This is a genomic window from Thalassococcus sp. BH17M4-6 (genome assembly GCF_049323015.1).
In the GTDB taxonomy this organism is placed as follows: domain Bacteria; phylum Pseudomonadota; class Alphaproteobacteria; order Rhodobacterales; family Rhodobacteraceae; genus Puniceibacterium.
In genome coordinates this window covers 1-23,446 of sequence record NZ_JBMPGU010000027.1, presented here as the reverse complement: position 1 = coordinate 23,446, position 23,446 = coordinate 1, and the positions used below count along the sequence as shown (strand labels likewise).

Below are 23,446 nucleotides of genomic sequence, written 5' to 3'. Positions count from 1 at the left end.
GATGGCTTCTGGCGCTGGCGGGCGGTAGCCCAGAGCACTATGTGGGCGTTTCGTGTTGTAGTGCTTCCTCCATTCTTCGATCAATATTTGCGCCTCGCGTAGGCTGTAGAAGATTTCGCCGTTCAAGAACTCATCCCGGAACCGGGCATTGAAGCCTTCACAATATCCGTTCTCCCAAGGCGACCCGGGTTCGATGTAAGCGGTCTTTGCTCCGACAGCCTCGATCCAGTCCCGCACGGCCTGAGCAACGAACTCCGGGCCATTGTCAGACCGAATGAACGACGGGATGCCGCGCAGGATGAACAGGTCGCTCAAGGTGTCGATGACCTTGCCCGAGTTCAGCTTGCGATCCACACGGATGGCCAAACATTCTCGGCTGTATTCATCGATGATGTTGAGCGTGCGGAACGCCTTTCCATCTTCGGTGCGGCAATGCACGAAGTCATAGCTCCAGACATGATCGCGCCGTTCCGGCCGAAGCCGGACACACGATCCGTCATTGAGCCAGAGCCTCCCTTTCTTCGGTTGTTTCATTGGCACTTTCAGCCCCTCTCGTCGCCACAGCCTTTCGACCCGCTTATCGTTCACATGCCAGCCAGCGTCTCTCAGCAGCGCAGCGATCCGACGATAGCCGTATCGGCCATACTGCCGGGTCAGTTCGATCATGTCGGCCACCAATCGTTCTTCATCCCGGCGGCCAACTGGCACCCTGCGCTGTGTGGATCGGTGCTGTCGCAGTACCCGGCAGGCGCGGCGTTCCGAGACATTCAGCTCGGCACGAACGCGATCAATGCAAGCACGGCGACGAGCGGGGCTTAGAAGTTTCCCTTTGCGGCCTCTGCAAGGATCAGCTTGTCCAACGTCAGATCGGAAACAGCTTTGCGCAGCCGCTCGTTCTCTTTCTGAAGCCGCTTCAATTCCTTCAACTGGTCTGTGCCCATTCCACCGTACTTCTTCTTCCACCGGTAGTAGGTCTGTTCAGTCACGCCAATCTGCCGGATCGCATCCAGTCGCGGCAGACCTTGCCCCGTCAGAACCTCAACTTGCCGTAATTTCGTGACAATCTCCTCGGGCTTTGGTCGCTTGTTGGCCATGTGTTTCCTCCGTTTTCCTAAACATAGCGGAGGACCACTTCAGTGGGGGAGGACCAATGATGGCGTTCCAGCTTGCCAATGCGACCATGGCGCGACAGCAGGATTGGAAAAACCTTAGAAAACCTGAAGATCAACGCCGACCATTGGTCTGGCGGCCGTTCCAGCTTGGCTTTGTACTTCTCTCGGCCGCCTCGAGCGTTGCACCAGATCACGAGGATCGGGGCATCATGGACCTGATCTGGTTTCCAACCGGCGGTGGCAAGACCGAAGCCTACCTTCTGCTGACCGCCTTCACCATCTTCGCGCGGCGGCTGAAACGGGGCTCAGACGGTGAAGGCGTCTCGACAATCATGCGCTACACCTTGCGGCTTCTGACCCTGCAGCAGTTTGAACGCGCGGCGGCGATGATCTGCGCAGCCAATCTCGAATGGGCCGAGCGGGGCTTCGACACCACTAGGACGCCTATTTCTTTGGGGCTCTGGTTGGGAGAGTCTACAACGCCCAACAGGAGAGGCGATGCCGCAAAGCTTCTCGACGGAGCGAACCTTAAGGACATCGGACGACCCGATCGCTTAATCAAGTGTCCCGCGTGCAACGAAAGCCTGGATTGGCATTCTGCGGGCGATGGCGTCGAGGTTACCTGTGGGACGGATGGGTGCGAGGTCGGCGAGGCGGGGCCGCTGCCGATCTATACGAACGACGACGATGTATACGACGAACGTCCGTCGCTGGTCATCGGAACGGCTGACAAGTTCGCGCAGGTGGCACGGAACGAAAAAACGGCGGCTTTGTTCGGTGCAGGCGCCTACGATCCCCCAGACCTAATTGTGCAGGACGAGCTCCATCTAATCTCGGGGCCGCTCGGAACCTTGAGTGGCCTGTACGAGACTGCCATTGACATACTGGCAACCCGCGACGGGCACCCGCCCAAGGTAATTGGCTCGACTGCCACGATCCGGAGCGCCGCATCACAGGTTCGCGCGCTTTTCGCGCGTCGGACTATGCAGTTCCCACCGCCTGGCATTGACGCCGGTGATTCCGCCTTTGCCGTCGTCGAGAAAGACCCGAAAAAGCGAGGGCGCCTATATGTCGGTGCGTCGACCATTGGGCATTCAAAGCCTGAGATGCTGCAGGCGGTCTGCGGGTCATTGCTGCAGTCGGCTTCAGTGCTAGACGGCAGCGAACGCGACGCCGCGTGGACCCTTCTTGGGTACTTTAACTCGCTCAAGGAACTGGGAGGATCGGTCTCACTTCTTCAGGTGATCGCACCGGAGACGATGCGACGGCTGGCCGCATATCGAGACGAGCCGACCCGGCCGGTCGATACACAGATCGAAATCACAAGCCGCATAGGTTCCGAACAAATCGGAGAGACGCTGGCAAAGCTTGAGCGTAGGCACGATGCGGTAGGGGCCATCGACGTTGCGCTTGCGACGAACATGATCTCAGTCGGGGTCGATGTCGGGCGGCTGGGTTTGATGGTCGTGGACGGCCAGCCAAAAGGCGTTTCCGAGTACATCCAGGCCACTAGTCGGGTTGGACGCGACCGAACCGATGGGTTGGTTCTTGGTCTGTTTACCGCTTACCGCCCGCGCGACAGGAGCCGTTTCGAAACACACGCGACGTGGCATTCCGCTCTGTATCGCGACGTTGAAGCGACTTCGGTCACGCCTTTCGCGCCTCGTGCAAGGAGTCGTGCCTTGCATGCTCCTTTCGTGGCCGTCGCCGCGCACCGCCACCCCGAGCTTTGGCAGGCTCCAGGAAGGGCAGAGGATTTCCGACCAGAATTGGAAAGGATCATCGATGAGATCGTATTGCGCGTAGGTAACCTCGGCGAGCAAGAAGCCTGCGAAGCTGCCGACACCCGGAAAGAATTGATGAAGTTCCTTGACAATTGGTGCAGACGCGATGGCCTGTCCACGTGGTGGAGTGATAAGGATGACGCCTCGCTGCTAATGTCTATGGAGCAGGCCGTGCAACGCCGCGCTGCGGGGCGAGCCTCCCGCCAACCAAAGCCAACGCCGAATACGCTCCGAGGTGTAGAAGCGACGGTCCGCATCGATCTAGAAGGAAAGTAAAATGCCGACGGGAAACGGACCAAAGATGGGCGAACTGCGGCGGGCTCAACTGGTATCGACCCACGGCCCCGGCGCTGTAGTCGACTATCTCGCCGCGAAGAATGCGCCGGTCTCTGGAGTCACGCTTGGACTGGATTTCTGGAAAAAAGACGAGTGTCGCAGGATCGTGGAGCCAGTTTTGGAAAGGCTCTTAGGTGTGCGTGAACTCTATGAGCCACCGGTTAGCCTTGGTCGCGGAGACGAAGAGCGCATTCCGGCCCTACCCGCTGTGCGTTTCCCAACCTGGCAGGAATGTCCCGAATGCCACGGCCTTCGTCATCAGAGCCAATGGTTCGAAGAAACAGGTGGAGCAGGGCTTTCCTGTCAAGCTTGCAGCAACAAGATGGGGAAGACCATTTATGTCGTCCCCGCGCGCCTAATGATGATTTGCCAACGTGGTCATCTGGACGATTTTCCATGGCGGGAATGGATCGAAGGCAAGCATGCTGATGGCTGTCGCCAAAGTGGCAAGCTAAAATTGCGGTCGCGCGGCGCCGGCCTTCGAAATCTTTATGTCGATTGTGCCGACTGCGGTAAGGGAGACAGCCTGCGCGATGCCTTCACCAAGGCGCAGCAGCTTACCGGCGGCTGTCTTGGCGGGCGTCCTTGGCTTGGCGACGATGCACGAGAAATCTGCGATGCGCCGGCGAAAGAGGTGGCGACCGCGCTGCGTGGCAGCAGTAACCTTTTCTTTCCCCACGTCGCTTCCGTCCTCACGATCCCGCCGTGGTCGGACACGTTCCGCACCGTACTGGAAGAATACGACCTCTGGAGCCGGATACAAATTGCTCGCGAAGACTTTGCAGAGGATGATAATGAACGTGACCTCGAGCGCGCAATCGAGAAGGTTGCAAAGCGTCTTGCGGAACTCACGGATATGCCCGAGCCGGAAGCGCGTGATCGGCTTGATGCAATGCTCGCCATTTTGGATGGCCTGCCCGACGCGGAGACACCTGGTGCGGACATGGCGATCAGACGCGAGGAATGGCGGCAGTTCTGCGATGCATCCGCCCCGCCAAGCGAGACATTCGAAGTTCGCAAAGAGGCCGTTCCAAATATGCTGGCTTCGTGGTTGTCCGAAGTCGTTCGTGTGCCACGCTTGCGCGAGGTTCGCGCTCTCAAAGGGTTCACGCGGCGAAACCCGCCCGACGGGACAGACGCCCAAGCCGTAGCGTCGCTGTCTTCGCGAAAGATCAACTGGCGTCCGGCCATCGCTTCCTCAGGTGAAGGCATCTTCCTGGCGCTCGACGAGCGCAGGGTGGCAGAGTGGGAAGAAGAGGACTCGGTCAAAACGCGCGCGCGGGAGTTGCACGACGCGTGGGTAGCAGACTGGCAAAATCGGTTCGGCCGCCCCGACGAAACTCCGCCGCAAGCGGTCACCGCACGGGGCCTTCTTGTCCATGCATTTTCCCATGCAGTGATGCTAGAGCTATCGATTACGTCTGGATACGGCTCGGCCTCCTTGCTTGAACGACTCTATGCAGATGCGGACGGTACGCCCATGGCCGGCGTTCTGATCTACACGGCCACCTCGGACAATGAGGGGACGCTTGGAGGGCTAGAACGCGAAGGGCTGTCGCAGCGTATTGCAGGAACAGTCCTGCGCGCGCTCAGACGGCTTGAGTGGTGTTCGTCCGATCCGCTCTGCATGTCTGGGGTCAGTACAACAAGCGACCCACTGAATGGTGCCGCTTGCCATTCTTGCCTTTTCGTTCCCGAAACAGCTTGCGAACTGTTCAACCGAACGCTGGACCGTGCAGTGCTCATCGGCGGCGCTGGAGTACCGGGATTCTTTGAAGGACTGTTGTCAACTGCGAGGAGCGACTGACGCGCACCTTGCCGTGCGAGTGGTTTAGTCCTGGACAGGTACCCCGTCGATTGGACAGGTCCCGAGCGAGAGCCCTGAATGGCGAACGGTCGATTTCCGTTCCATCTCAGCAAACGCTACTCTGGTCGAAGTGCTCAGGTCGCCCCTAGGAAAACTCATTCATTTTAATGGCTTGCGGGCAGTTCACTAAATCGGCGTAGTCATCAGGTCCGGAGAATAACCGGCCGAGAGAACGGATTTTGGGCCAACGGCCGACACGGCGATGCTCAGCCAGTCTCGTAACCCCCTTCAAACACGGGAAAATCCGGCCTCAGCCGGATTGGGAGAACGATTTCGGGTGGGGCAAGTGGCCGAGGGTAAGGGATTCGAAATGAAAGGTTGTTCAACGACAAACGGCAGGTGCCAAAAGAACCGGGCACGTTGCGCGAACCGAATCCTGTAGCTCAGAGTGCACGTCGACTGGCAAATCAGCTCCGCAGCGGCCCTGCCTTTCTAGCCGATCACCCTACTACACCTTCACACCAGTTGCTCATAGCCAAATAACGCTCTTCTTGATCGGTCTCGTGATCCATCGCGAGGCCATTCATGACTGTTACGCTCTTCAATACCGAGACGTCTTCCCGCGGCGCGCGCATGTTGCGCACGGCGCTTGGGCCGGGCATCGCCGCCTGGCTCGAGGATTCCGGCGTGGTCGAAGTGATGCTGAACCCCGATGGGCGGCTATGGATCGACCGATTGGCCAACGGTCTGGCAGACACTGGCGCGGTGCTGTCTCCCGCCGATGGCGAACGCATCATCCGGCTTGTCGCGCATCATGTCGGCGCGGAAGTCCATCCCGCGGCCCCGCGTGTCTCCGCGGAATTACCGGGAAGCGGTGAGCGCTTCGAGGGCCTGCTGCCGCCAGTCGTGTCTGCGCCAACCTTTGCCATTCGCAAGCCCGCCGTCGCGGTGTTCACTCTTGAGGACTATGTTTCCGGCGGCATTTTCCCCCCGGACGCCGCAGATCACCTCCGCGAAGGGGTCACCAGACGGGCCAATATTCTTGTCGCGGGGGGGACCTCGACAGGCAAGACGACCCTGACCAATGCGCTGTTGGCGGAGGTCGCCAAGACCTCAGACCGCGTGGTCCTGATCGAAGACACGCGCGAACTACAATGCCTGACCCCCAACCTCGTGGCGCTTCGCACCAAGGACGGGGTCGCAACCCTGTCCGATCTGGTCCGCGCTTCGCTCCGCCTTCGCCCTGATCGCATCCCCATTGGCGAGGTGCGCGGCCCCGAAGCGCTGGACCTGCTGAAAGCCTGGAGCACCGGTCATCCTGGCGGGATCGGGACGATTCATTCTGGGTCCGCAATTGGTGCGCTGCGGCGGCTCGAACAGCTGATCCAGGAAGCGGTGGTCACCGTCCCGCGCGCACTGATCGCAGAAACCATCGACCTGATCGCCGTTCTGTCCGGACGGGGCGCCGAGCGTTGCCTCTCCGAGTTGGCGCGTGTCACCGGCCTGACCGCCTCGGGCGATTACGCCCTCACCCCCCTTGTCACACAAAAGTAAGGAAACCATCCATGACCCTTCTGCCATCATTTCGCACAGCCCTTGGCGCAACCGCGCTCGTCCTGGTCGCTTTTGCCCTGCCCGAACCGGCGCTCGCCGCCGGGTCCGGCATGCCGTGGGAAGCCCCCTTGCAATCCGTCCTCGAGTCGATCGAAGGCCCGGTCGCCAAGATCGTCGCGGTGATCATCATCATCGTCACAGGGCTGACGCTGGCCTTTGGCGACAGTTCGGGCGGGTTCCGGCGGTTGGTGCAGATCGTTTTCGGCCTATCCATCGCCTTCGCGGCCTCGAGCTTCTTTCTGTCCTTCTTCTCCTTCGGCGGCGGAGCGCTGATCTGATGGAGAACCCCAACGACATTCCCGGCTATTTCGCGCCGGTGCACCGCGCCCTGATCGATCCGATCCTGCTGGCCGGTGCACCACGCACCATCGCCATTGCCAACGGCACCCTGGCGGCCGCCATTGGGCTAGGCTTGCGGCTCTGGCTCGTAGGCCTCGCATTTTGGCTAGTCGGCCACCTCCTCGCAGTCTGGGCCGCGAAGCGGGACGCACAGATCGTCGAAGTGGCGCGGCGGCATCTCCGTTACCCGTCCTGGTTCGCGGTCTGAGCCGATGATGCGTCTGGCCGAATACCGCTCCAAATCCGCCCTACTGGCCGATTTCCTGCCCTGGGCCGCGCTTGTCGCGCCCGGCGTCATCCTGAACAAAGACGGCAGCCTGCAACGCACCGCGCGGTTTCGGGGGCCGGATCTGGATTCAGCCACGCCCGCCGAACTGGTCGCCACATCGGCCCGGCTGAACAGCGCGCTCCGGCGGCTTGGTTCCGGCTGGACTGTCTTCGTGGAAGCGCAGCGGACCCCAGCACAGGACTATCCCGCCTCCGACTTTCCCGATCCGGTCTCGGCCCTTGTCGATGCCGAACGCCGCGCACAGTTCGAAGAAGCAGGCGCGCATTTCGAGAGCGCATATTTCCTCACGCTGGTCTGGATGCCGCCCGCCGACGACGCAAGCCGCGCCGAAGGCTGGCTGCTGGAGAACGCGCCGGATCGCAGCACCAAGCCTCAGGATCTTGTCTCCAGCTTTGTCAGCCGCGCCGACCGGCTGATCGATCTACTCGACGGGTTCATGCCGGAGATCGCCTGGCTTTCCGATGCCGAGACCCTGACTTACCTGCATTCGACCGTTTCGACCCGGCGCCAGCGCGTCCGCGTCCCGGAGATCCCGATGCATCTGGACGCGGTGCTGGCAGATGACCCGTTGGTCGGTGGGCTTACACCCCGGCTCGGGGCCGCTCATCTCAAGACTCTGACCATCATCGGGCTGCCAAGCGCCACCTGGCCCGGACTGCTCGACGAGTTGAACGCGCAGGGTTTCGAGTATCGCTGGTGCACCCGCGCGATCTGCCTCGACAAGACGGATGCCGCCCGTGTGTTCACCCGCATTCGCCGGCAATGGTTCGCCAAGCGCAAGTCGGTCGCCGCGATCCTGAAGGAGGTGATGACCAACGAGGCCTCGACGCTGCTCGACAGCGACGCGGCCAACAAGGCGGCAGATGCCGACGAGGCGCTGCAGGAACTCGGCGCCGATGTGGCAGGCGCCGCCTATGTCACCGCCACGATCACCGTCTGGGACGAGGATGCCCGTACCGCCGAAGCGAAGCTCAAGGCCGCCGAGAAGATCGTGCAGGGGCGCGATTTCACCTGCATCCCCGAAACCCTGAATGCCCTTGAGGCCTGGCTCGGCTCCCTGCCTGGGCATCTCTACGCCAATGTCCGACAGCCCCCGATCTCGACCCTGAACCTCGCCCATATGATCCCGATCTCTGCGGTCTGGGCAGGGCCGGACCGGAACGACCACCTCGACGGCCCGCCGCTGTTCCACGCCGAAACCGACGGCACGACTCCGTTTCGCTTCTCCACCCATGTGGGCGATGTCGGCCATACCTTGATCGTCGGCCCGACCGGGGCGGGCAAATCAGTCCTTCTAGCGTTGATGGCGCTGCAATTCCGGCGCTATGCCACTGCGCAGGTCTTCGCCTTCGATTTCGGCGGCTCGATCCGCAGCGCCACGCTCGCCATGGGTGGCGATTGGGAAAACCTCGGAGATGCACTGGCCGACGAAGACCCCGCCGTGCAGCTGCAACCACTCGCCGGGATCGATGAGGCGTCGGAACGCGCCTGGGCGCAGGACTGGCTCGCGGGAATCCTCGGACGGGAAGGCGCGACGATCGACCCAGGCGCGCGGGACCATCTCTGGTCGGCGCTGACCTCGCTCGCATCGGCCCCGCCCGAGGAACGCACGTTGACCGGCCTCTCGGTCCTCCTGCAGTCGACCGAACTCAAACGCGCGCTGAAGCCCTTCTGTCTCGGCGGCCCCTTCGGCCGGCTTCTGGATGCCGAGATGGAGGAACTAGGGTCGGCCGATGTGCTGGCCTTCGAGACCGAGGGACTGATCGGCTCGGCCGCGGCCCCAGCCGTGCTGGCCTATCTCTTCCACCGGATCGAGGCGCGGCTCGACGGGCGGCCTACCATGATCCTGATCGACGAAGGCTGGCTGGCGCTGGACGATGCCAATTTCGGCGGACAGCTCCGCGAATGGCTGAAGACCCTGAGGAAGAAGAACGCCTCGGTGATCTTCGCCACCCAATCGCTGGCCGATATCGACGGGTCCCTTATCGCGCCCGCCATCGTCGAGAGCTGCCCCACGCGGATCTTCCTGCCCAACGAGCGCGCCTTCGAGCCCCAGATCGCACGGATCTACCGGAACTTCGGGCTGAACGACCGCCAGATCGACATCGTCGCCCGCGCGACGCCGAAGCACGACTACTACTGCCAGTCGCGGCGGGGCAACCGGCTCTTCTCGCTGGGGCTAGGCGAGGTGGCGCTGGCCTTCACCGCGGCTTCCTCCAAGGCCGATCAGGCCGCAATCAGCGATCTGCTCGCCACCCATGGCCGGGACGGCTTTGCCGCCGCCTGGCTGCGCCATCGCGGTCTTGATTGGGCCATCGACCTGCTCGGGCCCGACATCGCACCTACCGATCCGACACCCCCTCACCCTGACCAGAAGGAGACAGAGAATGACCCGTAACCCTGAGCGCCCTGCCCGGCCCCGCAAACTCGCCGCCGTATTGATGGCCAGCGCCCTCGCGCTCACACCCGTCCTGACGACACCGGCCCAGGCCTTCCTCTTCGGCGGCGGTGGGCGGATCGTCTACGACCCGCGCAACCATGCCGAGAACATCCTCTCGGCCGCCCGCGCGCTGGAGCAGATCAACAACCAGATCGCGCAGATCCAGAACCAGGCGCAGATGCTGATGAACGATGCGCTGAACCTCGCAAACCTGCCACATTCCTCGCTGGCGCAACTGCAGGACGCCATCGGCGAAACCCAGCGCCTGTTGGCCGATGCTCAGAGCCTCGCCTTCGATGTGGCGACCATCGAACAGACCTTCGCGCAGGACTACGGCGCTGCCGCAGCGCAGGGCGATTTCGATGCGATGATCGCAGGCGCGCGCGAGCGGTGGGAGACCTCCGTCGCCGGCTTCGAGGACGCGTTGCGCGTGCAGGCCGGAGTTGTCGGCAATATCGACGGCGCGCGCACCCAGATGGACGCGCTCATTCGCGAAAGCCAAGGGGCCGTCGGGGCCCTGCAAGTCGCGCAGGCCGGGAACCAGCTCCTCGCATTGCAGTCGACGCAGATCGCGGATTTGACCGCAGCCATCGCCGCCCAGAACCGGGCCGAAGCGCTTGAAGCCGCCCGCATCGCCTCCGCCGAAGCGCAGGGCCGCGAGAACCTCGCCCGGTTCCTCGATTACGGCGGCGGCTACACGCCTGGCACCGTACGCTTCTTCGGGGATTGAGCGCATGGCCCTGAATACTCCGCAAACCCTGCGCCTGATCGCCTTCGGCATCGGCGGTCTCGCTGCCCTCGCCGCCGCTGTGGAACTCACCCGGACAATCCTGCCCACCGACACCGGACATTTGGTCAGGGATGACGCCTTGAGCAGCACCCTCGCGCACTGCCGGGACCTGACGCCCGAAGACTACGCCACCGACACCGAATGCCGTGCCGCCTGGGAGGCGGCCCGGCAGCGCTTCTTCGACCTGGCTCCAGAGCCGGCCGGGACGGAGTAAGGCGATGGGCGGCGTCAGTGTCATCGACCGGTTTCTCGAGGTCTTCGCCTCCTACATCGATTCCGGCTTCGGCCTTCTCGGTGGCGACGTCGCCTTCCTCGCCACCACGCTGATCGTCATCGACATCACGCTGGCCGCCCTCTTCTGGGCATGGGGCGCGGATGACGACATCATCGCCCGGCTGGTAAAAAAGACCCTGTTCGTCGGGGTCTTCGCCTATATCATCGGCAACTGGAACACGCTGGCCCGGATCGTTTTCGACAGTTTCGCGGGCCTTGGCCTGGTCGCCACCGGCGGCACGATTTCCGCCAGCGAGCTTCTGCAGCCCGGGCGCATCGCGCAGGTCGGGCTCGAGGCCGGGCAGCCGATCCTCGCCTCCATCGCCGACCTCTCCGGGTTCGTCGCCGTCTTCGAGAACTTCATCCAGATCGGGATCCTGTTCTTCGCCTGGCTTGTGGTTCTGCTGTCGTTCTTCATCCTGGCAATCCAGCTTTTTGTCACCCTGATCGAATTCAAGCTGGCCACGCTGGCAGGCTTCATCCTCGTGCCCTTCGGCCTTTTCAACAAGACCGCCTTCATGGCCGAACGCGTGCTGGGCCTCGTCATTTCCTCAGGCGTCAAGGTGCTGGTGCTGGCGGTGATCGTCGGCATCGGGTCGACCATCTTCAGCGAGTTCACCGCCGGATTCGCGGGCGAACCCACGATCAACGACGCAATGTCCGTGGTCCTCGGCGCGCTCGCACTCCTCGCCCTCGGCATCTTTGGTCCCGGCATCGCCAATGGCATCGTCTCGGGCGGTCCGCAACTTGGCGCAGGGGCCGCTGTCGGCACCGGTATCGCCGTGGGGGGGTCTGCAGTCGCTGGTGTCGCCGGAACCCGGATGGCCCTTGGCACCGGTGGCGCGGCCTTGCGTGGTGCCAGTGCGGTTGGCAGCGGAACCGCGACCGCTTACCAACTTGGTGCCGCGTCCCGCAGCACAGCGTTGGGCAAGTCCGTCGGTGGCGTGGCCGCTATAGGCAAAACCGGTGCCGTCGCCGCGTTCAGTCCGCTTCGGCGCGCGATCTCCGATATGCCGCAACCGGGGGACGGATGGCGGGTGGCGCCCTGCTCGCCCCGGCCAATGACGGCCCACCGGACTGGGCGCGCCGGATGAAGCGCCAGCAATCCCTTCAACACGGCCTCTCGACCGCCGCCCATGTCGTCCGCTCCGGCGATCATGGCGGCGGCGGCACGGTCGTCAGCCTCTCCGAAAGGTCCTCCTGATGTTCCGACGACCCAGCGTCCGCTACGGCACCACGCCCGAACCCGTCACCCCCTACCAGAAGGCCGCCCAGGTCTGGGACGCGCGGATCGGCTCGGCCCGCGTTCAGGCCCGCAACTGGCGCCTTATGGCGCTTGGTTGCCTCGCCCTCTCCGCCGGGCTCAGCGCGGTGCTGACCTGGCAATCGACGCGCAGCAGCGTCGTCCCTTACGTGGTCGAGGTCGACAATCTCGGTGCGGCACAGGCCGTCGCCCCGGCGCTCGCCGAGTATCGCCCGACCGATCCGCAGATCGCCTGGCATCTCGCCCGCTTCGTCGAACATGTCCGGCAGGTCCCGGCCGATCCGATCGTGCTGCGCCAGAACTGGCTTCGTGCCTACGATTTCGCCACGGATCGCGGCGCTGTCGCGCTGAATGACCATGCCCGTTTGAACGATCCCTTCGCGCAGGTCGGCGACACGCAGGTTTCCATCGAGGTCTCGAGTGTCATTCGCGCCTCCGACACAAGCTTCCGCGTCGCCTGGATCGAGCGGCGCTATGAAAACGGTCAACTCGCCGCCACCGAACGCTGGACCGCCATCCTGAGCGTCGTGATCCAGCCGCCGCGCGATGCGGAGCGCCTGCGGGCAAACCCGCTCGGCGTCTATGTCCATGCCATCAACTGGTCGAGGGAGAATGCCCAATGAGACGACTTCGCCCCATGCCCGTCCTTCTTCTCGCGGCCACTGCGCTGACCGCCTGCACGGGGCAGCGCCCGCCCGAAATCGCCTATGACGACCAGGTCCCGGCCCTTGCTCCGCCGCCGGCACCTCCCCCGGCCGAGGGGCCGCCCCGCCCGGTTCACACGCCGCCAAGCTGGACGCCCTCCCGCGGCGGCGATCCCGAAGCGGACACGCCCGAGGCGCGCATCATTGCCGCCAATGCCGCCGCCCGGGTCGAACCCCGCCAGCAGGGCTATTACAACGCCATGCAGTTTTTTCCGTGGAGCGAAGGCGCGCTCTACCAGATCTACGCCGCCCCTGGGCAGATCACGAATATCGCGCTCGAACCCGGCGAACGCCTGACGGGTCCCGGCCCGATCGCAGCAGGCGACACCGCGCGCTGGATCATCGGTGACACCACCAGCGGGTCGGGCCGCACCGAGCGCGTCCATATCCTCGTGAAACCCACCCGCCCCGACATCTCCACCAACCTCGTCGTGAACACGGACCGGCGCAGCTACCACATCGAGTTGCACGCAGACGAGGAGACCTGGATGCCCAGCGTTGCATGGGCCTATCCAGAGGTGCGATCTACGCCCCGCACCCCGACAATCCGCCGTCCCGCGATCCCACACGGGGCCGAACGGCACTATCGCTATGGCCTGCAGGGCGACGCCCCGCCCTGGCGACCGGTCTCGGTCTTCGACGATGGACGGCGTGTCTATGTCGTCTTTCCACCCGGCATCGCCCAGGGCGAAATGCCCCCGCTCTTCGTGATCGGCCCGGATGGGCGTGGCCAGATCGTCAACACCCGCGTGCTCGGCAATGTACTGATCGTCGATCGTCTGTTCGGCGCGGCGGAGCTGCGTCTCGGCGAAAGGCAGCAACAGGTCGTACGGATCGTAAGGACGGATAGCGATCAGCGCCCGCCGCGCGCGCCACAGCCGGAGGCGGAGCGATGACACAAACCCCTGATATGCAAGAGCCGACACGGACCGAGGAAGACATCGCGCAGGAGCTCCGTCTCAGGCCCGATCCGCCCCGTGTCATGCGCCTGTCCCGCCGGGCCATCGCCCTTGCCACCGCAATCGGCGGTCTGGGTTTGGGCGCGATCCTGATCGTGGCCCTGCAGAACAACAGGCAGGAGGGCACCCAGACCGAGCTCTTTTCCACCGAACGCATTCAGGCGGCTGAAGGGCTGTCGACGCTGCCGCGGGATTACGCCGATGTCCCACGTCTCGGCCCGCCCTTGCCCGGTGAACTGGGCCGCGCCATCCTTGGGGCGCAGGATCGCGGCCAGCCGGTCCCGGCACCGCCCCTTTCCGGTCCGTTGGCCCCCACAGTCGATCCGGAAGAACAACGCCGCCTTCAGGAACTCGACGCCGCCCGGCTCAGCGCACTTTTCGCCGAGGCGCAAACCGTGCCGCGCGGCGGAGCACAGGCCACACCGACGCCCCCCGCGACCGGCGCGCTCTTCCCCTCCACTTTGGGCAGCCCGACGGCAAGCGATCCGGTCTCAAACCGAGAGACCTTCCTCACCCGCTCCGGAGACACGGACACCGTCAGTGCGCACCGCATTACGCCGCCACCCAGCCCCTACATCCTGCAGGCCGGAACGGTGATCCCGGCCGCCCTTATCACCGGCCTGCGCTCCGACCTACCTGGCCAAATCTCGGCCCAGGTGACGTCAAATGTCTATGACAGCCCCTCAGGGCGATACCTGTTGATCCCGCAAGGCGCTCGGCTTCTGGGAGAATATGACAGCCGCATCGCGTCCGGGCAAAGCCGCCTGCTCCTCGTCTGGACCCGCCTCTTCCTCCCGGATGGTCGCTCCACAGTACTGGAACGCGCATCCGGCACTGACGGAGCAGGCGCAGCGGGGCTGCAGGACCGGGTCAACTATCATTGGGGTCGCGTCTTTCTCGCCGCTGGCCTCGCCACGATCCTGAACCTCGGCCTGGAAAGCGGGGCCGACAGCGAAAATGACGTCGCCCGTGCCATTCGCGAGGCCGCGCAAGACACGATCGGACGGACCGGGGACGAGATCGTCCGGCAGCAACTTGCCGCCCCGCCGACGCTGACCATCCGCCCGGGCTTCCCCGTCCGCGTCATGGTCACCCGCGACCTAATCCTCGAGCCCTTGGGAGAAGTCCGATGACGAAGCTAAAGCTTGGCCCGATCCATGACGACAAGCCGGTCAAGCTGACCGTCGAACTTCCCGCCGATGTGCACCGCGATCTCTGCGACTACGCGGCGGTCCTCGGCCAACAGACCGGACAGGACCTTGAGCCCGCCCGCCTGGTCGCACCCATGCTCGACCGCTTCATGTCAACGGACCGCGGGTTCGCCGCAGCGCGCAAGACGGGATCGAGGACGAACCACAAGAAGCCAGACCCATCGAAGCCACTGGATACCGATCAGGGCTAAGTATTCGTGAAATCGCAAGTCTCTTGGCAGATCGCATTGCACACGGATCGCACAACGGTGCGCCCTACCCGCCTCAGGTTGCTAGGGAGTCGATCCGATCCTCCAAGACCGATACAGGTCACAATTGATCAATCTTTATGAAGCCAAGGAAGGCTGAAAAAGTCACCAGCACTAGAAAACAAGTTGCCGGTAACTTGAGACAAAACTCTTGGATTTCTTTTATACTGTCCATCGGAATCCACGATGGTTGCGTCGCCTGAAGCCCTACAAATTTCGCCAACAAAAAGGGTGTGGTCAGACGCCCCTATCTGCTGCTTGTCAACTATCTCACACTCCAACCAACCGACCGATCCTCGCAGAACTGGTCCAAACTCCGAATAGTCCAGGTCCCAATCACCCCCAGACGCATCGATTTTGCGCTGTTTCTTCGGCACAACGAAACCGGAGTACTTATTTCCCAGCCGCCAAATTACATCACACTGATCCACTGTTGGCACCGAAACTGTAAAACCCCTTGCAGACTGTAGGTTAGTGTTTGTGGTCCACTCGTGCCAGATAGCGACCGCAACATAAGCCGGCTTCCAGGACAACTGCATTAGATTCGATATCGGAGACGCATTCGGCCCCGCCGGACCATCGGATCCAATAACAAATGCAACCCTCGGCGCCAGCAAACGGTGGCGACTACCGGACTTCAACTCCACAGTGTTTTCAGTCATTTAATCGCCCTAACCGCTCGATCCATAAAGTAAGCAGCTGTAACTGCCAAAGCAGCAATCCCAAGAAACAGGAAAGCCACCAGCGCGTTAATCATACCGATGCTCGGCCAAAGCAAGCCAAACAACCCAAAGATGGTCGACAAGAAGAACATAAATGTCGCGAGACCAAACCCCCCCAACAAGATGCGATAAATCCGACGTTCAGATTCCGCACTGAATTTTCCAGCGCTTTTTATAGCTTGTTGACCAAACCCGGGAACGAAAACCATCAAAGCGGTAGATACCGCCAGCAAGCCCGCGGATGTTGAAAAGATGGAACTTATGATGTTGTAGGTATTGTCATCCAATTCTTTCATCTCCCTTATGACGTATCATTCATTCTTCCACTCGGCCTCCAAGACATCTCGAAGTACACGATCATTTGCTGTGATCTTACCTATTGCTTCTTCAGCCTCTTCATTTGTCATGTGATCTGAGTCAAGAGCATCTGCAAGCTTACGAAATGCCGCCGCGCCTGCTTTTGCTCCACCTGGATAATTCAATATCCCGCTTGAAACTTCGAGCATTACATCAGGACCCAATTGTGAAATATTCTCCCATACTTGCGCCAAGCCCAAGTTGCCTGCTGCAACGGAATAACAAGGGTTAGTATTTCCAAGCTTCTCAACCACATCTCGCGAAATCCGGTTCCACTCCATTTCACCATAGCACTCGGCACCAACCGTACCGGTGTGGACACCGTCGGCCCCAGCCAATCGACACAGTTTGGCAAACACTGCTTCGGACATACCCGTCTTTGATAACCTGTTGCCTCCATCCGCGGGGGCCCGAGATGTTAGAGCGACTCCCATATTTGTGGTTATCACTGGGACTGATCTTCCCGCTTCTTCCAAACCACTGACTAGGTCTTCCACCCCCCCCAAGCCGAGTGCCGCGGCATTCGTGATGATTGCATCCACTCCCTGCTCAACGGCCCAAATTGCACGCTCTAAAGATCTCTTTGGGGTTCCAAGGACAAAAGCAAAGTAGCTCTTCTTCGTTCCGGCTTTGGCGCTCGCATCAGCTGCGATTTCAACCAATCGCGGGACTCGCGCGGCGAAGCGCATTTCACCTACCGGATCGTTTAGCAGTACATCATCACAAATGAAGTCACACCCGCCTATGAGCGCATCGCTCGCTTGACTGGCGACATCATCAAGTCTGACCCCAAATCTCGGCCCTATGGTCAGGCCGAGGACTGCACGATGCCCTACTTCCAAAAGTGTCCTCCACCCATCAGTCCCAAATCTCGGACCGCGGTAGCGATCAATGAACGCTTGAGGAAGAGTTAATCGTTCTATCCAATATTCCTCCGTGTAGCTGTACTCTGCACCAGCCGAAATCAGCTGCATCAGGCCGGGCAATGACTCGGCCGGCGTACAGTGATCCAGAGGATAAGCTATTGTAACCGAACCGCTTTCATGTTGATGTGGAAGATAACCGCCAAATTCTGAAACAGTCGCGTCCAGACGACCTTGAGCGTATCCCTTCTGGTGGGGGAGCACGGACAAGCTTCCTACAGAGGACAAACAAAGAATGTTGTAGGCGGCGGTCTCGAGATCTGAACCCGTGGCTGCGCGAAAACGATAATCCACAAGGAAGTGTGAACCAAAAGTCGCCTCGATCGTGGTTTGAAATCTTCTAATTCTCTTGTCCATCATCACCTGCTCCAAGGCTCCATAACTCGACAACATGCATTTCTTGACCGTTCCGGTACAGATCTTCTTCGTGATGTTGCGAAAGGTTGCAGAGATAGGCTAACCTCTCGGTGGACAAGGTGCCCAAAGGAAACCGTTCTGAGGCAAGCGTTTTGCATTGCAAACCGCAGCAAGAAACAAGACGATTGAACTTCTCTTCGTCAAGATACCAAGGCCTTAGTGTGAACAAGCGACCGCCTGGCGCCAATGCAGCTGCAGTTCCTTGCAGCACTCTTTCTAATATATCAAATCCCGCAGCACCTCCGTCGTGAATTTGCATGTTGTATGACTGGGAAACACGAGTTTGCGGTGTTGGCATCACGGGCGGCCATGCCACAATAACGTCAAAACGTTGATCAGCCACTGGAGCATACAGGTCTCCTTGCAAAACTGATAGTTGGATTCCATTGAGCGCCGCATTTTCTCGCGTCGCATTCACAGCTGCAGCACTTACGTCAATGGCAGTGACGGTATATCCAAGACTAGCTAAAACAATGGCATGAATTCCTGAGCCGGTCGTAAGGTCCAGCGCAGTTCCATTCCCCGAAGGAAGGTTTTCAGCCAAGAAAGCGCCATACTCATCAGGAACAGCAACGTTCGAGAAGCGCATTATGCGAACATTACCATACCTGTAGGTAATTTCTAGTCTTGCTGTTTTACTCAACTGTGGCCCCGCATTACATTCAAACCTTCAGTCAACAAGTGTCGCCGCCACGCGATTGCCCATTGCTGCATTGATTCACAGCACAAGTCTGCAACAATTGAAACACGGCCTTGCTCGACATCTGAACGCTCCAGTCCGTCAAGAACCTCACCTCGAGCAACAGAATTTCCTGACCAAAGAATTTCAGTCCAATTATCAAAACCCATACACTCTGCTATTTTCAGGCTCACGAGTACATGTGCTGTACTACCAAGATAGCTCGTCCCAGCCGAAAACCCCCAAACTGTCCAGTCTGACAAAACGTCGGAAGAAAGCGTTGGGACCATCGACGTTCTCGAACTTCCACATTTGCATGGAACTATCGATTCTTTCTTATTGATCGCTCGCCTTCCGCATTCAAGACAAACGCTCCAAAAGCGAAGCCTAGAAAAAATCTGGCTATCTGGCTCGAACCCAAGTTCTTCTAAGGATTTGCAGGCCAAAAAATTTGCCTCAAAAAACCTATTAGAGTATCCTGAAAGATGGCTCCATGCGAAGAAAAAGGATGGTGCTGTCGCAATTTGACTTACGAATACAGTTCCCAACTTCGCATCAAGGTTTATTAAGCGAGACCAGATTATCGAGGAGAACTCACCAAAATTCCTGGCGTTAGCCAAAGCATGAGCAATGTGCTTCGCGAGTTTATTGATCCCTTGACTAGTGCAACTAACGCCGGCCATCGAGTTTAACCAATAAAGAACATCTCTAGCTTCGCGAGCACTTGGTGGCGGCAATACGCCCACCACACGTTGTCGGAGTCTTTTTGGTACATTGATGGACAAGTTAGCGACCGACCTAGGAAGAAGAGCACGCCGCATCCTCGAATCTTCCACAGTATCCGCGTCCACCACTAGCATCACTGGGACACCCTGCGAAAGACTGGCACTGCTGATGGCGTCGCAAAGGACGAGGTTACTTAAAACGCCCGTATAGGGAAGAAAATCGGGAGTATGAGCAAACCTAATCAGAGGCACGGATGGATCTAATAATCGAGAAATATTGGAAGCTACTTCTGTTGTGTAGGTACCTGCACGTTCGTGAAATGCTCTAATCGTCTCTATCAAACCACTGTGATCAACATGCGGCCAGAGCCGGCCTCGACCAGCTTGGGACAGCGACCGCGATAATTCGTTTATGTGCGGAGCGCATATAGATCTTCGCAGAAATTCGTCTGGACAGCTAACAAGGCCTTCGCGAATTTCTAGTATTTTTTTCCGATTCCGTTCCAACTACTTACGCACCCCGTCTCGACGCTATACCCGCCAGTATTTCAAGCGCCGTTCGTAGAGCGGTATTTGCGCTTATATCTGCGACGTCATGTGCCGGAACTAGTTCGACAACGTCCACGCCAACAAACTGGAATCGAGCACAAATGCTTCGAATTATTCTGAACAACTCCCTTGTCGAAAAGCCTCCAGGCTCTGGCGTGCCCACTCCGGGAGCGAAGGCTGGATCCAGAGAATCCAAATCAACTGTCAAATAGACCTTCGAGACCTTCCTTCTCAAGGCATCGAGCGCCGGAACAAGCAATCCTTCGTCGACGGCTTGGTCAACCGAAAGCCAGGATATACCGTGGCTTTTCGCCCATTCCATTTGGGAAGCTGGGGGCCAGAAACCGCGAAGGCCTAATTGGAGTATATTGTCTCCCGCGATAAGATCGTCTTCCACCAATCTTCTGATCACACAACCATGGCTTAGAGGATCGCCGTCGATTTCGGCGTCCGTATCGGCATGGGCGTCAATCTGGATAACTCCAATTTGGTCTTGGTCCTCGCTCTGAACGACGGCGCGAACTGCTGGGACTGTAACCGAGTGATCGCCGCCAATTAGTAGTGGCATCGCTCCAGCTGCCAAAGCTGTTCCGACCTTTCTAGCTATAGAAGATAGTGCCAAGTCCGGCTGTCCAACTGGACAGTAGGCATCGCCAAAATCAACAATCTTGAGCACTTCCTTTAGCACAACACCGGAATGAAAGTGATGAGTACTTGGATTGAACACCGCTGAACGAACTGCCCTTGGCCCAAAGCGTGCTCCGGGACGGAAACTGCTTCCACCATCCCACGGCGCACCAATCATCGCGACACCCGCCCCAAGCTCAGCAATTTCATCCCCTGTATCAACCCCTGGGCGGTTCCAGAAAGTAGGTCTGCATTGCCAGTCTGATGTGCTCTTAGAGTAAACGTTGGTCATGAACCTGCCTTCCCAATCCGAACAGCATCGAGGCTAAGCGCTCTAACGAGTGTTTTCGACACTATAGTCATCCTCTTTGTTAGAACTCTGCATGGATACTGTCCGGTGTAGGAACGATCAACTGGTTGTCCATCAGCCGAAGGAGACCAAAAGCAGGCTAGCACTTACCGGTTCAAAAGGTAATTTGATCATTATCTAGATGCGTGACATCGTTAAGGCTAGCCAACGAAAGCCCATCGTGAAATCGACCGTCGCTCCGGATACACCTATCTACTTCAAACTCGGTAAGAGAACAGTTTGCAAAGCGGAACCAGATATCGCACTTAGGGCACCCCAAAAGGCTTTGCATTAGAACTTGCATAACCCACTCGTGAGCTATGCAAACAAGCGGCTCTTGAAAGTTTTGCTTTATGTGCGACACAATCCCATTCAGATCAGCTCTGGCTGATTTAACCGCCGCAGAGACATCGCCATCTCGCACTTCGATTTCTCTAAGAGCAGTATGTGTCTCTACGCGAGCATGTGGCAAATATTGATGAATAACGTGGGCGGTTTGCTCTGCGCGAACGAGTGGGCTGCAATGTATTGTGGGAACATCAGGATTGTTCTTGGTTAACCGGGCAAGAGTTTGGCCGACCCTCTTAGACTGAAGTTCGCCGAGGCGAGTGAGATGAGAGTCATCGCCTGTATCCACCAAATTTCGTTCGTCAGCATGCGTGGCCCTATTGGCGGCGGATTGACCATGCCGAATTAAGAACAAACTCATCTACTTATCAGTCTGCTGACGAAATCTTCGAGGCACGAGCAAGCGCCGCGTGATCAAGTGGGTTAAGGATATGTCCCGTTCGCAGCGCCGACCCTAACACGTACGTGCCGGATTCTCGAAAAAGTCCACCAATGTCAACGCCACCATCGAATATCACTTTTTCCTCCCCAATCCTCTCTACCACATCCATCGAGGAAGATATCGGAACGGTAACGCGGTTCGGATCAATACTCTCGATTATGACCGCTGAGAGGTCGGGCAAGGTCCATGTCCCGGATAGTTTCTCCCCCCAAGGCAAAACGGCGATCCAAGTCTCGAAACTACCCGCCGACCTTTGTACCAAATCTCTTATCTTTCTTTGATCAGCACGTACGAACTTCGTCATACCATCGTAAGGTCCTGCGACCCTCACCCTAACGAAATCACATTCGGCAACCGATGCAACTGCAAAAGTCGCTTCAGCATCATCCACCAAGTCAATCCCAATCCGAACACTACCGATGGTCTGCCGTAGTTCGAGCAGAACTCGCGTAACAAAGGCGACATCCCTTGGGCTCAGATTATTTGAGAAAGGAAAGCTCCGCTCGTTAACTAAAAGAAGTGAACCAATATTTGAGCTTAATATTTGTTGACATTCCTCTAGGAAATGATCCGTCGCCTCAACTGGCGAAACGCTCCCAACGTCACTGTCGTCAGGTAACGGAGGCAACGGCACAACGCCGACTAGGCGAACTGTTTCTGCCCGCTTGCGCGTGTGGTCTCGCATGGATGATCCACCTGTCAAAAGCTTCCATAACGTTGTACTGTCCTAGCATTAACCTATCAATACAATGAACGTCTGGACGCCAAGCCGCACCGACTCACGCGCCGATGCCGCAGCATCATATGACCTTGATTAACTCCGCCTGAGTGGTCCGCGTTGAGCGTTAGTGCATGGTCGGCCTTTGGTCCATCGGGACGATGGTTTCCGAGGCCGGCGGGCGGAAAACTCTAGATTCAGACGATCCAGTTATCAGGGTGCAGAGCCCAGATCGAGTGGAAATCAAACGGTATCTGCCGTGTATGGACCTGGTCCTCCCCCACTGAAGTGGTCCTCCGCTATGTTTAGGAAAACGGAGGAAACACATGGCCAACAAGCGACCAAAGCCCGAGGAGATTGTCACGAAATTACGGCAAGTTGAGGTTCTGACGGGGCAAGGTCTGCCGCGACTGGATGCGATCCGGCAGATTGGCGTGACTGAACAGACCTACTACCGGTGGAAGAAGAAGTACGGTGGAATGGGCACAGACCAGTTGAAGGAATTGAAGCGGCTTCAGAAAGAGAACGAGCGGCTGCGCAAAGCTGTTTCCGATCTGACGTTGGACAAGCTGATCCTTGCAGAGGCCGCAAAGGGAAACTTCTAAGCCCCGCTCGTCGCCGTGCTTGCATTGATCGCGTTCGTGCCGAGCTGAATGTCTCGGAACGCCGCGCCTGCCGGGTACTGCGACAGCACCGATCCACACAGCGCAGGGTGCCAGTTGGCCGCCGGGATGAAGAACGATTGGTGGCCGACATGATCGAACTGACCCGGCAGTATGGCCGATACGGCTATCGTCGGATCGCTGCGCTGCTGAGAGACGCTGGCTGGCATGTGAACGATAAGCGGGTCGAAAGGCTGTGGCGACGAGAGGGGCTGAAAGTGCCAATGAAACAACCGAAGAAAGGGAGGCTCTGGCTCAATGACGGATCGTGTGTCCGGCTTCGGCCGGAACGGCGCGATCATGTCTGGAGCTATGACTTCGTGCATTGCCGCACCGAAGATGGAAAGGCGTTCCGCACGCTCAACATCATCGATGAATACAGCCGAGAATGTTTGGCCATCCGTGTGGATCGCAAGCTGAACTCGGGCAAGGTCATCGACACCTTGAGCGACCTGTTCATCCTGCGCGGCATCCCGTCGTTCATTCGGTCTGACAATGGCCCGGAGTTCGTTGCTCAGGCCGTGCGGGACTGGATCGAGGCTGTCGGAGCAAAGACCGCTTACATCGAACCCGGGTCGCCTTGGGAGAACGGATATTGTGAAGGCTTCAATGCCCGGTTCCGGGATGAGTTCTTGAACGGCGAAATCTTCTACAGCCTACGCGAGGCGCAAATATTGATCGAAGAATGGAGGAAGCACTACAACACGAAACGCCCACATAGTGCTCTGGGCTACCGCCCGCCAGCGCCAGAAGCCATC

22 protein-coding genes and 1 pseudogene are annotated in these 23,446 nt (G+C 59.3%); 14 read left to right on the top strand and 9 right to left on the bottom strand.

What is annotated here, in order from left to right:
• Window positions 1-1,094 (bottom strand): IS3 family transposase gene (locus tag ACOXXX_RS21245; protein ID WP_422828559.1). Its coding sequence is split into 2 segments (ribosomal slippage), with 1,095 coding nucleotides annotated over them: window positions 1-830 and window positions 830-1,094; the frame shifts between segments, so codons are not numbered across the junction. This gene is flagged as partial in the annotation.
• A gap of 56 nt (window positions 1,095-1,150) precedes the next feature.
• Between ACOXXX_RS21245 and ACOXXX_RS21240 the strand changes: the two genes are divergently transcribed.
• The 13 genes and pseudogenes from ACOXXX_RS21240 (at window position 1,151) to ACOXXX_RS21180 (ending at window position 15,113) form a co-directional block, all read left to right on the top strand.
• Window positions 1,151-3,172 carry a helicase-related protein gene (locus ACOXXX_RS21240; protein ID WP_422828635.1) on the top strand — a complete coding sequence of 674 codons (2,022 nt, stop codon included), beginning with the start codon at window positions 1,151-1,153 and terminating at the stop codon, window positions 3,170-3,172.
• Between the two features lie 25 nt (window positions 3,173-3,197).
• On the top strand, window positions 3,198-5,039 hold the full coding sequence (gene drmB / locus ACOXXX_RS21235; RefSeq protein WP_422828634.1) for a DrmB family protein: 1,842 nt from the start codon (window positions 3,198-3,200) through the stop codon (window positions 5,037-5,039).
• Between the two features lie 585 nt (window positions 5,040-5,624).
• Window positions 5,625-6,593 carry a P-type conjugative transfer ATPase TrbB gene (gene trbB / locus ACOXXX_RS21230; protein ID WP_422828633.1) on the top strand — a complete coding sequence of 323 codons (969 nt, stop codon included), beginning with the start codon at window positions 5,625-5,627 and terminating at the stop codon, window positions 6,591-6,593.
• 11 nt (window positions 6,594-6,604) lie between these two features.
• On the top strand, window positions 6,605-6,931 hold the full coding sequence (locus ACOXXX_RS21225; protein ID WP_422828632.1) for a TrbC/VirB2 family protein: 327 nt from the start codon (window positions 6,605-6,607) through the stop codon (window positions 6,929-6,931).
• Window positions 6,931-7,200 (top strand): VirB3 family type IV secretion system protein, encoded by a 270-nt coding sequence (locus ACOXXX_RS21220; RefSeq protein ID WP_422828631.1) that lies wholly within the window; start codon window positions 6,931-6,933, stop codon window positions 7,198-7,200. The genes ACOXXX_RS21225 and ACOXXX_RS21220 overlap by 1 nt, the downstream gene beginning before the upstream one ends.
• A gap of 4 nt (window positions 7,201-7,204) precedes the next feature.
• Complete coding sequence (gene trbE, locus ACOXXX_RS21215; RefSeq protein ID WP_422828630.1) at window positions 7,205-9,679, top strand: conjugal transfer protein TrbE; 2,475 nt, start codon at window positions 7,205-7,207, stop codon at window positions 9,677-9,679.
• Window positions 9,669-10,451 (top strand): P-type conjugative transfer protein TrbJ, encoded by a 783-nt coding sequence (gene trbJ, locus ACOXXX_RS21210; RefSeq protein WP_422828629.1) that lies wholly within the window; start codon window positions 9,669-9,671, stop codon window positions 10,449-10,451. Before trbE ends, trbJ begins: the two co-directional genes overlap by 11 nt.
• 4 nt (window positions 10,452-10,455) lie before the next feature.
• On the top strand, window positions 10,456-10,725 hold the full coding sequence (trbK-alt, locus tag ACOXXX_RS21205) for a putative entry exclusion protein TrbK-alt (RefSeq protein WP_422828628.1): 270 nt from the start codon (window positions 10,456-10,458) through the stop codon (window positions 10,723-10,725).
• Window positions 10,726-10,729: 4 nt separating this feature from the next.
• Window positions 10,730-11,988 (top strand): annotated as a pseudogene (trbL, locus tag ACOXXX_RS21200) (P-type conjugative transfer protein TrbL).
• Window positions 11,988-12,671 (top strand): conjugal transfer protein TrbF, encoded by a 684-nt coding sequence (gene trbF, locus ACOXXX_RS21195; protein ID WP_422828627.1) that lies wholly within the window; start codon window positions 11,988-11,990, stop codon window positions 12,669-12,671. The pseudogene trbL and the gene trbF overlap by 1 nt, the downstream one beginning before the upstream one ends.
• Window positions 12,672-12,685: 14 nt before the next feature.
• Complete coding sequence (trbG, locus tag ACOXXX_RS21190; protein WP_422828626.1) at window positions 12,686-13,648, top strand: P-type conjugative transfer protein TrbG; 963 nt, start codon at window positions 12,686-12,688, stop codon at window positions 13,646-13,648.
• A 14-nt stretch (window positions 13,649-13,662) separates the two neighbouring features.
• Complete coding sequence (locus ACOXXX_RS21185; protein ID WP_422828625.1) at window positions 13,663-14,844, top strand: TrbI/VirB10 family protein; 1,182 nt, start codon at window positions 13,663-13,665, stop codon at window positions 14,842-14,844.
• Complete coding sequence (locus ACOXXX_RS21180; RefSeq protein WP_422828624.1) at window positions 14,841-15,113, top strand: DUF2274 domain-containing protein; 273 nt, start codon at window positions 14,841-14,843, stop codon at window positions 15,111-15,113. Before ACOXXX_RS21185 ends, ACOXXX_RS21180 begins: the two co-directional genes overlap by 4 nt.
• Before the next feature lie 128 nt (window positions 15,114-15,241).
• Here the strand turns inward: ACOXXX_RS21180 and ACOXXX_RS21175 are convergent, their stop codons facing one another.
• The 8 genes from ACOXXX_RS21175 to ACOXXX_RS21140 all read right to left on the bottom strand — a co-directional run bounded on the left by ACOXXX_RS21175 (window position 15,242) and on the right by ACOXXX_RS21140 (window position 21,993).
• Window positions 15,242-15,832, bottom strand: a complete 591-nt coding sequence (locus tag ACOXXX_RS21175; RefSeq protein WP_422828623.1) for a flavin reductase family protein — start codon at window positions 15,830-15,832, stop codon at window positions 15,242-15,244.
• Window positions 15,829-16,188, bottom strand: a complete 360-nt coding sequence (locus tag ACOXXX_RS21170; protein ID WP_422828622.1) for a hypothetical protein — start codon at window positions 16,186-16,188, stop codon at window positions 15,829-15,831. Before ACOXXX_RS21170 ends, ACOXXX_RS21175 begins: the two co-directional genes overlap by 4 nt.
• A gap of 15 nt (window positions 16,189-16,203) precedes the next feature.
• Window positions 16,204-17,532, bottom strand: coding sequence for a RuBisCO large subunit C-terminal-like domain-containing protein (locus ACOXXX_RS21165; RefSeq protein WP_422828621.1), 1,329 nt, complete (start codon window positions 17,530-17,532; stop codon window positions 16,204-16,206).
• Window positions 17,513-18,178 (bottom strand): methyltransferase, encoded by a 666-nt coding sequence (locus ACOXXX_RS21160; protein ID WP_422828620.1) that lies wholly within the window; start codon window positions 18,176-18,178, stop codon window positions 17,513-17,515. Before ACOXXX_RS21160 ends, ACOXXX_RS21165 begins: the two co-directional genes overlap by 20 nt.
• 50 nt (window positions 18,179-18,228) lie before the next feature.
• A complete protein-coding gene (locus ACOXXX_RS21155) occupies window positions 18,229-19,335 on the bottom strand; it encodes a hypothetical protein (RefSeq protein ID WP_422828619.1) in 1,107 nt (368 codons plus the stop codon).
• Between the two features lie 169 nt (window positions 19,336-19,504).
• Window positions 19,505-20,461, bottom strand: coding sequence for an agmatinase (gene speB / locus ACOXXX_RS21150; protein WP_422828618.1), 957 nt, complete (start codon window positions 20,459-20,461; stop codon window positions 19,505-19,507).
• 172 nt (window positions 20,462-20,633) lie between these two features.
• A complete protein-coding gene (locus ACOXXX_RS21145; protein ID WP_422828617.1) occupies window positions 20,634-21,227 on the bottom strand; it encodes a phosphoglycerate mutase family protein in 594 nt (197 codons plus the stop codon).
• Between the two features lie 7 nt (window positions 21,228-21,234).
• Window positions 21,235-21,993: a BtpA/SgcQ family protein gene (locus ACOXXX_RS21140; protein ID WP_422828616.1), complete on the bottom strand. Its 759-nt coding sequence runs from the start codon at window positions 21,991-21,993 to the stop codon at window positions 21,235-21,237.
• 359 nt (window positions 21,994-22,352) lie between these two features.
• On the opposite strand from ACOXXX_RS21140, the gene ACOXXX_RS21135 reads away from it, so the two are divergent.
• Window positions 22,353-23,446 (top strand): IS3 family transposase gene (locus ACOXXX_RS21135; protein WP_422828559.1). Its coding sequence is split into 2 segments (ribosomal slippage), with 1,095 coding nucleotides annotated over them: window positions 22,353-22,617 and window positions 22,617-23,446; the frame shifts between segments, so codons are not numbered across the junction. This gene is flagged as partial in the annotation.